17 protein-coding genes are annotated in these 13,605 nt (G+C 37.9%); 4 read left to right on the forward strand and 13 right to left on the reverse strand.

Translation table 11 applies throughout. The annotated features are described in order from the left end of the window. Positions 1–14 precede the first annotated feature (14 nt). The 6 genes from coaD to cyoE all read right to left on the reverse strand — a co-directional run bounded on the left by coaD (position 15) and on the right by cyoE (position 4,070). On the reverse strand, positions 15–497 hold the full coding sequence (gene coaD, locus CKV70_RS10560; protein ID WP_014601002.1) for a pantetheine-phosphate adenylyltransferase: 483 nt from the start codon (positions 495–497) through the stop codon (positions 15–17). 2 nt (positions 498–499) lie between these two features. After that, the gene (rsmD, locus tag CKV70_RS10565) at positions 500–1,057 is read right to left on the reverse strand and encodes a 16S rRNA (guanine(966)-N(2))-methyltransferase RsmD (protein ID WP_003731966.1); all 558 of its coding nucleotides are present in this window, start codon (positions 1,055–1,057) and stop codon (positions 500–502) included. A 96-nt stretch (positions 1,058–1,153) separates the two neighbouring features. Further along, on the reverse strand, positions 1,154–1,435 hold the full coding sequence (locus CKV70_RS10570; RefSeq protein WP_003726138.1) for a YlbG family protein: 282 nt from the start codon (positions 1,433–1,435) through the stop codon (positions 1,154–1,156). Between the two features lie 30 nt (positions 1,436–1,465). After that, entirely contained in the window at positions 1,466–1,915 is a 450-nt protein-coding gene (locus CKV70_RS10575) for a YlbF/YmcA family competence regulator (RefSeq protein ID WP_003724095.1), read from the reverse strand. A 47-nt stretch (positions 1,916–1,962) separates the two neighbouring features. Beyond that, positions 1,963–3,018 carry a CAP domain-containing protein gene (locus CKV70_RS10580; RefSeq protein WP_014601003.1) on the reverse strand — a complete coding sequence of 352 codons (1,056 nt, stop codon included), beginning with the start codon at positions 3,016–3,018 and terminating at the stop codon, positions 1,963–1,965. Between the two features lie 146 nt (positions 3,019–3,164). Beyond that, positions 3,165–4,070, reverse strand: a complete 906-nt coding sequence (cyoE, locus tag CKV70_RS10585; protein ID WP_003733858.1) for a heme o synthase — start codon at positions 4,068–4,070, stop codon at positions 3,165–3,167. Positions 4,071–4,306: 236 nt separating this feature from the next. Between cyoE and CKV70_RS10590 the strand changes: the two genes are divergently transcribed. Next, positions 4,307–5,224 (forward strand): COX15/CtaA family protein, encoded by a 918-nt coding sequence (locus CKV70_RS10590; RefSeq protein ID WP_003731964.1) that lies wholly within the window; start codon positions 4,307–4,309, stop codon positions 5,222–5,224. Between the two features lie 107 nt (positions 5,225–5,331). After that, positions 5,332–6,075, forward strand: a complete 744-nt coding sequence (locus CKV70_RS10595; protein WP_003734055.1) for a potassium channel family protein — start codon at positions 5,332–5,334, stop codon at positions 6,073–6,075. A gap of 5 nt (positions 6,076–6,080) precedes the next feature. Here CKV70_RS10595 and CKV70_RS10600 read toward each other — a convergent pair whose 3' ends face one another. The 3 genes from CKV70_RS10600 to CKV70_RS10610 are packed head-to-tail and all read right to left on the reverse strand — an operon-like array spanning position 6,081 to position 8,995. Further along, entirely contained in the window at positions 6,081–6,722 is a 642-nt protein-coding gene (locus CKV70_RS10600) for an MOSC domain-containing protein (RefSeq protein ID WP_014601004.1), read from the reverse strand. 18 nt (positions 6,723–6,740) lie between these two features. Continuing rightward, entirely contained in the window at positions 6,741–7,358 is a 618-nt protein-coding gene (locus tag CKV70_RS10605; RefSeq protein ID WP_003731961.1) for a YcnI family protein, read from the reverse strand. Between the two features lie 11 nt (positions 7,359–7,369). Next, positions 7,370–8,995, reverse strand: a complete 1,626-nt coding sequence (locus CKV70_RS10610) for a copper resistance CopC/CopD family protein (RefSeq protein ID WP_014601005.1) — start codon at positions 8,993–8,995, stop codon at positions 7,370–7,372. 139 nt (positions 8,996–9,134) lie between these two features. Between CKV70_RS10610 and CKV70_RS10615 the strand changes: the two genes are divergently transcribed. Then, complete coding sequence (locus tag CKV70_RS10615; protein ID WP_009926079.1) at positions 9,135–9,326, forward strand: hypothetical protein; 192 nt, start codon at positions 9,135–9,137, stop codon at positions 9,324–9,326. A gap of 61 nt (positions 9,327–9,387) precedes the next feature. Next, positions 9,388–9,774, forward strand: a complete 387-nt coding sequence (gene mscL / locus CKV70_RS10620; RefSeq protein WP_003723947.1) for a large conductance mechanosensitive channel protein MscL — start codon at positions 9,388–9,390, stop codon at positions 9,772–9,774. A gap of 138 nt (positions 9,775–9,912) precedes the next feature. On the opposite strand, the gene CKV70_RS10625 is transcribed toward mscL, so the two are convergent. The 4 genes from CKV70_RS10625 to groL form a co-directional block, all read right to left on the reverse strand. Beyond that, a complete protein-coding gene (locus CKV70_RS10625) occupies positions 9,913–10,305 on the reverse strand; it encodes a hypothetical protein (RefSeq protein ID WP_014601006.1) in 393 nt (130 codons plus the stop codon). Positions 10,306–10,349: 44 nt separating this feature from the next. Continuing rightward, positions 10,350–10,559 (reverse strand): hypothetical protein, encoded by a 210-nt coding sequence (locus tag CKV70_RS10630; protein ID WP_003763314.1) that lies wholly within the window; start codon positions 10,557–10,559, stop codon positions 10,350–10,352. A gap of 151 nt (positions 10,560–10,710) precedes the next feature. Next, positions 10,711–11,688, reverse strand: a complete 978-nt coding sequence (bsh, locus tag CKV70_RS10635) for a choloylglycine hydrolase (protein WP_003723950.1) — start codon at positions 11,686–11,688, stop codon at positions 10,711–10,713. A gap of 257 nt (positions 11,689–11,945) precedes the next feature. Then, positions 11,946–13,574 carry a chaperonin GroEL gene (gene groL / locus CKV70_RS10640; RefSeq protein WP_003726503.1) on the reverse strand — a complete coding sequence of 543 codons (1,629 nt, stop codon included), beginning with the start codon at positions 13,572–13,574 and terminating at the stop codon, positions 11,946–11,948. Positions 13,575–13,605 lie beyond the last annotated feature (31 nt).

The raw sequence follows: 13,605 nt of genomic DNA on the forward strand, positions 1-13,605 counted from the left end.
TGTCCATCTCCTACTTACTTGAATTTTGCTTGTACTGCTTTGTTCACGATTTCTGGCACAAGTTCGCTGATATCGCCTTGATAATGCGCCACTTCTTTTACCATACTGGAACTTAAAAAAGAATATTTCGTATTAGTCATGATAAAAAAAGTTTCGATATCCGCATTTAGCGTTCGGTTCATCGAAGCAATTTGCATCTCGTATTCAAAATCACTCACCGCTCGAAGTCCCCTGACAATTGCCGTAGCCCCGCGCGTAGCAGCATAATCAACAGTCAATCCACTCGCACTTTCCACTTGTACATTTGGCAAATGAGCGGTTACTTGTCTAATCATTTCCATTCGCTCCTCTATCGTGAAAAGTGGTTTTTTGGATGAATTGTTTAAAACGGAAACATATAACACATCGAAAATCTTCGCTGCACGTTCAATAATATCTAAGTGACCATTCGTAATCGGATCAAATGTCCCGGGAATAACGGCAATTTTGTCACCCATTTCTACGCCTCCTGAAATTCAAATATAGATAAAACAGTAATTCCATAAGAAACTGATTTGATTTTCTCGAATTTACCGATTGTATCTGGCATGATTGCTTCTTTGTCATGCTCGCAAATAATTCTTCCATTTTCGTTAACTAATTCTAATTTTTCTAAAGTTCCTAGTAATTTTTCTAATTGTTGCTTTTTATATGGTGGATCTAAGAAGATAAGGTCGAATTTCCACTCATTTTTATGGAGTAATTTGAGTGCTCGTTCGGCATCATTTCTATATACTTCCGCGCGCTCTGTAAAATGGCATCCTTCTAAGTTTTGTCGGATTGTTTTAATTGCGAGCGCTGCTTGGTCAATAAAAACAGCTCGTTCTGCTCCTCTGCTCAACGCTTCGATTCCAAGCCCACCACTGCCAGCAAATAAATCAAGCACCATATCCCCGTCAAAAAAGGGACCGATAATCGAAAATAAGGATTCTTTTACTTTATCTGTAGTTGGTCTCGTATTGTTTCCTGGAACAGCTTTTAAAGCGTGTCCTTTTCGTTCTCCTGCAATGACTCTCATGTTTTTGCACAACCTTTACTTCAATGTCTTTTTTACTTTATCACAAATAGAAGCAAAAAAACAGCAAGACTAGTTGAAATAGTCTTGCCGTTTTGGTTAGATACTGATTTGCACATCTTCGTTTTTGTGTTCGTACATCATTTCTTTTTTGGATTCGTATTCTGTTTTTAAGAACGGACGGAAAGACATTTCCACGCGTTTCACATAATGAAAACGAGAAACTTTGTTAGAGATATCTTCTACTTCGGCCATATCACAATATAACACCGCATATTTTAACTTACGCGATACATAATGCACGTTTCCAAATCGCTTCAAAGATCTAACTTGTTTGAGATGATTCATCCAAACGACGATAGCTTGTCTATCATTTTCCATTGTTTAAGCCCCTTCTTTTTAGGATAAGCTTTACGCTGAACAACCGCAACCTCCCCCGCTGCCACATCCACCTGTGGAACAAGCAGATTTTGTTTCAAAAAACGGATTACCAGTTGGTACTTTGATATTCTCTGAAACTGCACTTGCGAGAAGCAGACTGATTTCATCCAAGAGAGATTGTAAATCCATCTCTGCACGGCGAAAAGCTGCCACATTTTGGTCCATGTCAACTTCGCGTTTATAGGCACGAGTCTTTCTGGTTACTTCTTTATAGTCAGGATGATACCGGCCGAACCGCTGTACTTCCTCGTATTGTTCTTTTATTCGTATGAATTGACGAATATTTTTTTGTGAAGTAGCGTCATTTAGCAACGCTTCTTTAGCAAGTTTGTAATTTTGCGCTTCCTCGGAGTTTAGAATCATGCTAGCAAGCTCATCTGATAAATCGAGTAGCGCCATATTTTCCATTGTAGCGAGCAATCTAGCCACCTCCATATAACTTACTTTTTTATTATACCATAGAACTATTATTTAATAATAAAATTTTGCGTATAGTATTTTCGATATGTTCCTGCACCCATATACGTATATGAACCATCTAGTAGATTTTCTCTATGCCCTTTAGAGTTGAGCCAACCTTCCACTGCCGCTGCGCTATCGACATAGTTATAGGCGATATTTTCACCAGCTTTAGTATATTTGACGTCCCCTTTACTAAGTCGTTTGCTTAGATCTCCTTGCGTGGGTGAAGTGTGGTCAAAATAATCATTTTTCTTCATATCAACACTGTGTCCATATGCAACTCGCGCAACAGATTCATCCCAAGCCACTTCTTCTATTCCGTATCGATCACGAATAACATTAGTGATTTCTAGTACTTGTTTACTAGAAGCATCATCAATCGCATTCCAATCTGCTGGCGACAACTTTTCTTTATAAATTTCACCTTGGTAAGATAATTCATACGGACGCATTTTGACGAAGGATAATTTATTGAGGTAACGAACACTAATCAGTTTTGATTTAAATTTATCGAAATTTAGTTGCGCATAAACGCCACTTCCAATATTAACGATTGGACGGGCATTTAAGTCTTCTTCAGAAAGTTCGAATTTATAATAGCTGTCTTTGTAATTAAAGGATATTTCCGATTGTAAGTTGGCATCGGTAAATACTTTCTCAGTGGACATCCCAATTGTATATGGCATGACATTTAAGTCTTGTCCTAGCGCATAAATGGTTTGCACGATATTTTTTGCTACGCCGACTTGCATGTAGCTTGTTCCTGGTTGACTGTAAATGTAATTATCGTAACCGTACGCTGTTTTGTCTACACGCACCGGGTCACCAAACTCTTTCTTTAATTCGCTTACGTTTTTATTAATAAATCTTGCCAAGCTGGAACTATCTTGCACTTGTTTCGGATTTTCATTCGTTGTTTTTTTATTATCAGGAAAATTAGATTTTGTCGCTGTATCTTCGGCTGTATTTTTCTCTACTGATTTACTAAAAAAAAGATCTGTGTTGTATCCAATGAACAGGCAAATGATTAATAGCACAGCTACTCGCATTATAAACTTCACATTTTGCCCTCCTCGGCATTATTTTGTTTTCTTGATGTAACATTCATTTTACCAATACTATTATCATTTGAAAAGCTTTAAAAATCATAAAAAAACAATTATAAGGAAACGCGTATTGCACGCTTCTTCATAATTGTTTTTTCTTTTTATAGGAAAATCGAAATAACTACCATTGCTACGAATAAAATTGTCATGTAGTTTAATGAGTATACGAACATCCATTTAGCCCATTTGATACTATCTTCCATCTTAAAGCCGTAAATACTAAGTGCTAACCACCCGATATTAAGTAATGTTGCTAAAATAACATATACAATACCTAAATCAAACATAAAGAATGGTAGGATAGTTAATAAAATCACCCAGAAAAACATGCTTTTCTTTGTGCGTTCAATGCCTTTTACTACTGGCAACATTGGAATTCCAGCAGCGGCGTATTCCTCTTTCCGTTTAATCGCGATGGCATAAAAATGAGGTGGTTGCCAACAAAACATCACGAGAAACAGCATAATTGGCACAATACTAAATGTTGGTTCGACTGCAAACCAACCAATTAATGGCGGTACAGCACCTGAAAAACTACCAATTACTGTGTTACTAACTAGTTTTCTTTTTGCATAAAGCGAATAAACGACTACATACAAAAAGACCCCAATAACGCCAAGAACTCCTGCTTGCCAAGTTGTCATAAATAACATAATTGTACCGACAACACCTAGCACAAGCGCGACCATTAGCGCTCGCTTACCAGAAATTTTCCCGGTCATTGTTGGTCTGTTTTTTGTTCTTTCCATAATTCCGTCAATATCACGGTCGATGACATTGTTAAAAGCGCCCGAAGCAGCGACAATAAGTGCTGAACCGACGATAGTAAAAAATATCACGTCTACATTTTGAATAAAAGAAATTCCATTTAACTGAAAGGCTAACCACATTCCTGTAAAAGCAGTAATCGTATTGGAATTCACGATACCAATTTTCACAAGCTCGGTAAAATCACGGACAGTAAATCTACTCGCTGATAACTCCCCAGTCTTTTCTATCTGATTCACTTTTTCTCCCCCTAACACTTGCTGATATAAACCAGTGATTGCGAACTGATAGATATCCTATACCCTTATTATGTGAAAAATACGCACCTTTTGTCAATAAATCGGCTTTAGTCTTGTACGCTTTACTTCTTCAAATAAACACGCTACAATTAGTTTGATGTGTACTCATGAACTTATACATATAAACAAATTATAGTAAAAATCTCACACGCATCTAAAGGAGAGATTGGTAGATAATGAAAAAATTCTTGAAAGTTTGGTCTGTACTAACGATTATTTGTATGACGGTCGTTGTGTTTGGCGGAGCGCTCGTAACGAAAACTGGTTCAGCTGATGGTTGTGGTAATAGTTGGCCCCTTTGTAATGGACAGCTAGTTCGTTTAACAGATGTTACTCCGGAAAAATTAATTGAATTCATGCACCGAATGACGACGGGAATCAGTTCGATTTTTGTTATTGTTTTAGCGATTTGTGCTTGGATTTATATGAAAAACCGTCGCGAAACAAAACCCCTTGCAATTATTGCTGTTCTGTTTCTAATTATTCAAGCGTTAATGGGAATGGCGGCTGTTGTTTGGGGACAAAATCCGTACATCATGGCGCTGCACTTTGGGATTTCGATCATTTGTTATGCTTCGATTGTATTGCTTGCCTTGATGATTTTTGAGGTAGACCGAAAATTCGATGCTAGAAACCTCGTGATGGGGACGAAATTACGCGTTAATATTTATGCGCTCACGATTTACACGTACTTAGCTGTTTATACTGGCGCACTTGTACGACATGAAAAAGCAAGTATGGCTGTTCCGGTTTGGCCTTTTGAAAATGGGCACTTTATAATGCCTACTTCTGTACAAGATTATGTGCAGTACTTCCACCGGTTAGCCGCATTTATTTTAATTGTTTGGTTATTATATGTTACTTGGCTTGTGTTCAGAGATTATAGAAGATATCGCGTACTTACTTTTAGCATGGTGTTGTCACTTGTGTTTATTGCTCTTCAAGCCGTTACTGGGGCGCTTTCTGTTTATACAGGAGTGAACTTGTATATCGCGCTTGCCCATAGCTTAATCATTACGATGTTGTTCGCACTACTTTGCTACTTATGCTTACTGGCATCGAGAAGTAAAAGTAATCGACTACGAATTAAATAACGAACACGGCTGGCAACTTTTTGTTGTCAGCTTTTTTATTTGTTTACAGCTTTTGTGCGGTTTTGTGCTAAAATAAGTGAGAGTATAAGTCAAACGAGGTGGATAAATTGGATAAAACAAAGAGAAAAATGATTTATGAGACTTTTATGCTTATTCTCATATTACTTTCCCTTGCCCTATTACCGTACAGAAACAACTTTACATTTATTTTAAATTGGATTATTTGGGTGATTTTTACGCTTGATTATCTGGTTCGACTTTACCGGGCTGATAATAAATGGCATTATGTAAAAACGCATCCGTTTCAACTCATTGCGATTATTCCATTTTATGGTGGATTTAGAGCGGCTCGGATTGTTAGTTTTGTTCATCTTTTAAGTATTACCGCGATGGGAAGACGCTATATTGTACCGATTTATAGCTTTTTCCGTTCTAATGGTTTAAATCGATTTTTAATGATTTTTGTTTTACTTGTGATTATAATTCCTGTTCCGATGGTATTTATCGAACCCGAAATAAACAATTATCCTGATGCGCTTTGGTGGGCGATTGTGACTGCGACAACAGTTGGGTACGGGGATATTGTTCCTGTCACGCCAATTGGACGGATTTTGGCATCGATTATGATGCTGTTCGGGATAGCATTTATCGGGATGATTACTAGTACGATAACAAACTTTTTCCGCGCCAAAAAGCCTACTAATTCTAGTACGCAAAGAGCGAATAAGATTACCCAATTAATTTCAGAAACACCAGACTTAACCAAAGAAGAAATTGCTGTAGTAGAGCAATTTTTGACACTAAGGAAAAAAGAATTAGCTGATGAAAACACAAAAAGTGATAGCGAATGATGCTATCACTTTTTTATTTGTTTTTCGACTTGGTCACGGTAACGTTCGGATAAGGCTTCGACTGCCAAAATCCGCTCCAAGTCTTCTTTTGTTCCTTTTTTATGCAATACTTTTTCATGACAAAAGGCTACTGTTACGCCGTGTGATTCTTGGTGAATTTGTTTGATTTCATCCGTTGCATGTATAATGCCAGGAGTAATCGTTCGGCACAGATATCCAGTAAGTCCGGTTTTGTGGATTGCTTTATAGAGATTGGGGATTCCATTGAACTTTTCAATTGTACTACATGGATTTCGAGCTTCCGTTATTTGGATAACGGTTTCGCCAATCTGAAATTTATCACCAATTTGAACAGAGCTTTCCAACATATTCGTAGTGATGAGATTTTCACCAAAAGCAGTTACTTGTAGCTCTTCGCCAAACATTTCTGTCCATTTCGCGTAATGTTCGTATGGATAAATACAAACCGTACGATCCGGCCCACCGTGATATTTCAAATTATGCGGTGCGTCATTTTCAAAACCGGTAGTGGTTAGATAGGCAGATCGTACAAGCTTTTTTTCGATCCCCGTCATCATCAGTTTGTTATTTGAAAGGTTAAGTTCTTTCGGCTTGCCAACTGCTAAATGCATGATTTTCCGTTCCATCTGCTTACTCCTTTGAAGTTATTTTTTTCGGCTTAAAATAGCAAGAATGCCCGTGATAAGTGCAATAACGCTGATAGCTACTGCGGTCCATAATAAAATCGTATTATCACCACTGCTGCTTGTATCCCCTGCTGTGTTCTCTGCTCCTGCCACTACCTCTCCGTGCGAGCCAGTTGCTGATTTAGAAGACTCTTTGACGATTTTTGTTGTAGCATGTGGTGTTTCAGAATCTTCTGCCCCAACCCATTCGACGATGGAACCATCTTCATAATATTGATAGGCATTCCAAGGGACTTCTCCTTCTTCACTTGGATTTTTAGCGATAAAACTAAATCGCTGAAATTGACCTTTTTCAATTCCGCTGCCTTCTGTTTGCCATGTTACTGTTCCGTTCTTCTTATCTATCGTCGTTGTCCAGCCTGGAACTGGTTCATACGATTCGAACGATACACCCTTTGTCACTTTTAAAACGATTTTTTTAGATGCTGCATCTTTTTCTGATGGAACTTTCATCGTGTAGGTTTCCCAGGAGTCTACGGTCGATTCGCTTGGTAATACTGAGACATGCGCGCTCGCTTGAAATGGAATGATAAAGACAGCTAATAATACGACGATGGAGCTCATAATTTTTTTCATTGTTTTCTCCTTTACTGTGTAATATTGGTCGTAAATGTTTGATTTATATCGGTAAAATCTTTTGTTAAACCATGGACCGTGATTTCCCACTTGCCGGTTTGATTAAAATATAGCCCCTCTGCAAAATATTGCGTATCATTTGCAAGTTTGGCTTGGAAAGTTGATTTTTCATCTGTTTTAGTAGATTTTGTTGTAATCGTCACTTGTTCAAAATCTGTTTTAGCAGAACCATCTGCTGAAGTAAAAGTGATGATAAACTGGTTTTGTCCAACGGTTGCTGGTTCCACTCGCAAATTAATTTTTGCTTTTTCGCCTTCCGCTGCAATTGTTTCGTCAAATGCTTTCGGAGCAGGCGGTGGCGGTGTTTGTACATTGGTTAAAACACTTGCAACGACAAGGATAATGGTTCCAATGATAAGCTCAATTAAAATGGTTTTGAATGGCAATTGTTGATTTTTAAGTTTGATATAAATGTAATGTCCTAGCCCTAATAGTGCCATTAGTATAAATAAGCCGATTTTGAAAAGAAGAATTTTGCCGTAGTTGGTTGTAAATAAATTGGCCATTTGCCCGATGTTCATGACTGCCATTAATAAGCCGCTGACTAATATCGAAGCGACCGCAATGATTGCTACGATGGCAAAGCGAATCCATACTTTGCGCGCTTTTCCGGTTCGCGGTAATACGAATAAGAGTACTAAAATTCCGCCAACCCAAACGCTTGCCGCAATCATATGGAGCATATCAGCGGTGATACTTACTATTTTATCGGCACTTGCTGCGGCGTGTCCATTCTGAGCCTTTGCAAAAATCAAATATCCGATTAATGCACTCTCGGTCAGAAGCGCGAACCAGCTCCATTGTTTCTTTTTAAAGAACATCATGACGGTAAAAATGGCAAGTAGAAGCCATACGACAAATTCACTGATCCAAATATAACCTGTTTTCGTAGTCAAGAAAGCAGCTAACTTATTAGGTCCAAAACTTTCACTGATGGAGACGCCTGTTGTGATACTTGTTTGTACGAAAAGTTGTATTAAGAGAGCCACACCTAAAAGGGCGAGCGCTATCCAAGTTACTTTTTTCAAACGTCCAGAAATTTTTTCTGATATCTGTTCTTTTCGTGGATAAAGTCCTAACCCAAAAACAAGCACACCGATAAACAACGAAAAACCTATGTATAAAATGGCTTTTTGAATCGAACTAATTTGCAAGTCCGCTCCACTTGAGGGAACTTCCGATGCTTGGAACGTCGCTTTCGTATCGCCTAACTTAAAAGAAATGATCCCCGTAACCGCATGTCCATCCGCTGACACAACACGCCATGAAACAGAATAGACATCTGCTTTCAAATCAGCTGGTAAAGACGCTTCAACCATATGATTATTCTTTTTAGAAACAGAGGTTTTGCCGGTTTCCACTTGCTTCCCACTTGAATCTTTGACTTCTATTAAAGGGAAATCCGCTTCAATTTCTTCATTAAAAACAAGCGTTACTTTTTCGGGCGCGGTTTGAATATGTGATTGATCGGCCGGATTCGAATTTTCCAAATAAGCATGCGCTGAAACATGCTGAACTGGCACGATTAGTAGATATAGTATAATGAGAAAAAAACTGACCCTTTTCAATAATTTCATTTGCTACTCCTTTTTCGAACGAACGGTTTTACTCTTTTTAACTTATCATGTGCAACAATTGAATGGAAATAATCGGCTCATTTCCTATTGCAAATGATGCTAAGATTATGGCATAGTGATAGAAAAGGAGGTTTTACCTATGCTTCGTTATATCGAATTGTTTTTCATGTTTGCCTTTGTTACGCTCATCACGATGTGGATTCAAGCACTCTTGGCAAAATGGCAACCTACTATTCTTCGTTCTTTCTGGCTTCGAACACTCACATTTATTATTATTGGCTACGCATTAATGGCGCCAACGCTATACATAGGCAGTTTATTGCTAAAATAAGTTCAGTTGCTTTCACATCGCAGTTAGATGTTTTATACTGGATAGTGGGAGGTGAATTTTCATGAAAAAAATGTTAGTAGAATTTAGAGATTTCGCATTAAAAGGGAATGTCCTAGACCTTGCTGTAGCGGTAGTTATCGGGGCTGCTTTCGGTAAAATTGTTTCATCTTTAGTAGATAACATCATTATGCCACTTGTCGGTGTACTTCTTGGTGGTCTTGATTTTACAGATTTAAGTTTCAAAGTTGGTAAATCCGTTATTCAATACGGTGCTTTCATCCAGTCCATCGTTGACTTTGTCATCATCGCTTTTGCCATTTTTATTTTCGTCAAAGTACTTACTAGTTTTATTAAGAAAAAAGAGCAAACGGTGGAAGAAACGCCAGTACCACCAACTGAAGAATACTTAAAAGAAATTCGTGATTTATTAAAAGAACAACAGAAATAACCGAAAAAAATCCTTCTTTTTATAGAAGGATTTTTTATTTACATTCGTGCTTATAAATTATGTTTTCTAAAGCTAAAAAGTTAGGCTATCTATCTCCCTTAATTTCAGGGGGGGAAAATAACCTAACTAAATTCTATTTCACCGTTGCTGTTTTTTTAATTGTATCGCTAAAAACATTTCCACTGCCGCGACAACTAAAAAGATAATTTGTAAAATAAATACGTAGCCGATAATCAGTAATTGTACAATCATCCAAACAGCTAATACGACCGCCGCTGCGAACATAACTTCTTTGGTTCTTGGTAATTTTTTTAGTAAATAAATTAGAGCTGCTAAATGAAATAATCCAACAAATACGAATAAAAATATGCCTGGTACTAAATAATCCACAAACGGTGAACCATCAAGTAATCCGGTTGAAAGTGACAGCAATCCACCACTTGGCATGAAAACCATGGATAAGCCACCATAAATTGCTCCTATTGCTGTAAAACCAACTATTATAATACTACTTATACGTGTCCAGTTCATGGCTTTCTCCTAGTCGTTTTTCTAGTAGTATACCACGAAAACTTTCATTCTGCCGCTTTTCTTCGTTTTATTTTTTTGATTAAATCGATCAGTACGAAAACCGCAATGCCGCATGCGACAACTGTAGTGAGATACCAAGCTGGACCAGATTCTGCGCGAACTCCTAACCAATAAGTCACTGTTTTCGGGTTGAAAAATGCAAAGCAAATTGCACAAAATGCAATAATTCGACCAATAATGGAATTTTCTCTCATAGCAAGTGCATCTCCTTTTCTTTTATTATAACAAGGAATAGGAAATGATAACTTAGCTTTTCGGTCCCAAAATTGTTTTTCATCTAACAAGTTTTGGTTTTTCCTCACAAAAAAAACTATGACAAGGGAATTCCCTGTCACAGCCTCACAGTTATTTGTTAACAATGTTTAGTCGTTGCTCATTGACGAGTGGATAAATAGCTAGTTCTTTGCTCTCTAAATCCTCTTGGTGCATATCCACACCAGTAATTTGACTGTTTCCGTATGTTCTATAATAATAAATTCCTTTATCGATATTGCAACACGAGGAATAAATAGTATGCTCGTATTTTCCCCCACCAACATCACAAAGACCTTTTTGTTGTTCCACCGAGCCTAAAATATGGAAAAATTGGCTAATACTTTCTGATTCAGAATCACCTGAAACAGAATTCAATTTGGTAAAAGTTGCTTTCACAAAACGAGACATAGAAGATAAATCACCAGGTAAGCCAATTCCGCCCATCCCACGACTATAAGCATCCAAATCAATCTCTTTGGAAAAATTATTTTCTGGGGTTTCACTCGAAAGAACGCGATAATTGTTTAAATTAAATAGTTGGTAATCAAATGTTGGATTATTTGTTAACACGCCAACAGGATTATCATAAATGTGAAGTCCATCTTTCACACATTCCACTACAATAGATTCTGTTTGATCAGCCATCAACCAATGTAATGGAGACAGCGGTAAATTTTCACTAAAACTAATATTCACGAGATTGATTCTCTGAAGTAATCTTCTTGCTTCTTTTACAGTAGCGCATTGACCAAGAATCCACGGAATAAATTCAAAGGGGGTCACATTGTCCTTACCTTCTGCAAAATCCTTGTAATCCGCATTTCCTGAGAAATTGAGTCCTGCCATACTAAGGCCTTTTTCATTGGTAGCATCGTAATACAACGGGTAGTTTTCCATCACAGCAGCAATACCAATAAGTGCATAATGCTTCTCTATATCCTCTACCTTGCGAAAATGGAACGGGTAATTTTTCGGCGTAACAACCACAACTTCTTTGTAAGAAAGTTCATAATCGAAATTCCTTCCAAAATAGTGATCCTTCGTTGTATAAGTTATTGACGTACACATTAAAAATCCCTCCTCAAATTTTTCACCTTACATGTATACCAGTACCCTCGGAGTTTGGAGTAAAACATAATTTGTGGTTTTTTTCACAAAAAAATGGGTAGTTTATTACCTCATACAATATGATTTGGCTCCTTTAAAAATTTTTAAATGTACACTCGTCTATTAACCTCTTGAAAAAAATTCTGTTATTAAATCACAATAAAAAAGATCCCTGGAAAAATCCAGAGATCTTTTAAAAATGTCCGCTGATGTTACTCTTACATCATGCCGCCCATGCCACCCATTCCCATATCAGGAACAGCTGCTGGGCCGTTTTCGTCTGGTTTGTCTGCTACGACTGCTTCTGTAGTTAATAGAAGCGCTGCAACAGATGATGCATTTTGTAGAGCGGAACGTGTTACTTTAGTTGGATCCACAATACCTGCATCAATCATGTTTACCCATTCGCCGTTTGCTGCATTGAAACCAACACCAACTGCTTCGTGTTTCAAGCGTTCAACGATAACCGAACCTTCAAGTCCAGCGTTATGTGCGATTTGGCGAACTGGTTCTTCTAGAGAACGAAGCACAATGTTGATACCTGTTTCTACGTCGCCTTCTGCTTCAAGTGCTGCTACTTTATTGTAAATACTTACAAGGGCAGTACCACCACCAGCTACGATACCTTCTTCTACAGCTGCGCGAGTAGAGTTAAGCGCATCTTCAATACGTAATTTACGTTCTTTTAGCTCTGTTTCAGTTGCAGCGCCGACTTTAACAACAGCTACTCCACCTGCAAGTTTTGCTAACCGTTCTTGTAATTTTTCTCTATCAAATTCAGAAGTAGTTTCTTCCATTTGCGCACGGATTTGGTTTACGCGAGCGCTAATTTGTGTGGAATCGCCTGCTCCTTCTACGATTGTTGTATCATCTTTTGTTACGACTACTTTGTTAGCTGTTCCAAGTTGATCAACAGTAGCTGTTTTTAGTTCTAATCCTAGGTCTTCTGTGATGACTTGTCCGCCTGTTAAAATAGCAATATCTTCTAGCATTGCTTTACGACGATCACCGAAACCAGGAGCTTTCACGGCTACTACGTTAAATGTTCCGCGAAGTTTGTTTAGTACAAGAGTTGCTTGAGCTTCCCCTTCAACATCTTCCGCAATGATTAACATTGGACGACCTTGTTGAACGACTTGTTCTAAAACTGGTAAGATTTCTTGAATATTGTTGATTTTTTTATCTGTAATTAAAATATATGGTTTTTCAAGAACTGCTTCCATTTTGTCGGAATCAGTTACCATGTATGGGCTAGTGTAGCCACGGTCAAATTGCATACCTTCTACTACGTCTAATTCTGTTGCAAAACCTTTGGATTCTTCAATAGTGATAACGCCGTCGTTACCAACGCGTTCCATTGCTTCTGCGATTAATTTACCAACTTCTTCATCACCAGAAGAAATAGCAGCAACTTGAGCGATAGACTCTTTGCTTTCAATTGGTTTAGAGATAGCTTTTAATTCTTCGATAGCTGTTGCTACGGCTTTTTCGATACCGCGGCGAACGCCTACTGGGTTTGCTCCAGCTGTTACATTTTTTAAGCCTTCTTGAATCATTGCTTGCGCTAAAACGGTAGCTGTTGTAGTTCCGTCCCCAGCAACATCATTGGTTTTAGAAGCAACTTCAGATACAAGTTTTGCTCCCATATTTTCAAATGGGTCTTCTAATTCAATTTCTTTTGCAATTGTTACCCCATCATTTGTAATTAACGGAGAACCGAATTTCTTCTCTAAAACAACATTACGACCTTTTGGGCCAAGCGTTACTTTTACTGCGTTTGCTAGTTGGTCGACACCACGTAACATGGCACGACGAGCATCTTCACTAAATTTAATATCTTTTGCCATTTTATATTTCCCTCCGATTATTTCTTTTTTT

Origin of the sequence: Listeria monocytogenes (assembly GCF_900187225.1) — a bacterium.
Classification (GTDB): domain Bacteria; phylum Bacillota; class Bacilli; order Lactobacillales; family Listeriaceae; genus Listeria; species Listeria monocytogenes.

Bases quoted from the DNA above. Each gene is read 5' to 3' on its own strand.
- CKV70_RS10630 (WP_003763314.1), bottom strand. From the start codon at position 10,559: ATGAGAGAAAATTCCATTATTGGTCGAATTATTGCATTTTGTGCAATT.
- CKV70_RS10605 (WP_003731961.1), bottom strand. From the start codon at position 7,358: ATGAAAAAAATTATGAGCTCCATCGTCGTATTATTAGCTGTCTTTATC.
- CKV70_RS10570 (WP_003726138.1), bottom strand. From the start codon at position 1,435: ATGGAAAATGATAGACAAGCTATCGTCGTTTGGATGAATCATCTCAAA.
- CKV70_RS10615 (WP_009926079.1), top strand. From the start codon at position 9,135: ATGCTTCGTTATATCGAATTGTTTTTCATGTTTGCCTTTGTTACGCTC.
- CKV70_RS10610 (WP_014601005.1), bottom strand. From the start codon at position 8,995: ATGAAATTATTGAAAAGGGTCAGTTTTTTTCTCATTATACTATATCTA.
- coaD (WP_014601002.1), bottom strand. From the start codon at position 497: ATGGGTGACAAAATTGCCGTTATTCCCGGGACATTTGATCCGATTACG.
- CKV70_RS10625 (WP_014601006.1), bottom strand. From the start codon at position 10,305: ATGAACTGGACACGTATAAGTAGTATTATAATAGTTGGTTTTACAGCA.
- bsh (WP_003723950.1), bottom strand. From the start codon at position 11,688: ATGTGTACGTCAATAACTTATACAACGAAGGATCACTATTTTGGAAGG.
- groL (WP_003726503.1), bottom strand. From the start codon at position 13,574: ATGGCAAAAGATATTAAATTTAGTGAAGATGCTCGTCGTGCCATGTTA.
- mscL (WP_003723947.1), top strand. From the start codon at position 9,388: ATGAAAAAAATGTTAGTAGAATTTAGAGATTTCGCATTAAAAGGGAAT.
- CKV70_RS10600 (WP_014601004.1), bottom strand. From the start codon at position 6,722: ATGGAACGGAAAATCATGCATTTAGCAGTTGGCAAGCCGAAAGAACTT.
- CKV70_RS10590 (WP_003731964.1), top strand. From the start codon at position 4,307: ATGAAAAAATTCTTGAAAGTTTGGTCTGTACTAACGATTATTTGTATG.
- rsmD (WP_003731966.1), bottom strand. From the start codon at position 1,057: ATGAGAGTCATTGCAGGAGAACGAAAAGGACACGCTTTAAAAGCTGTT.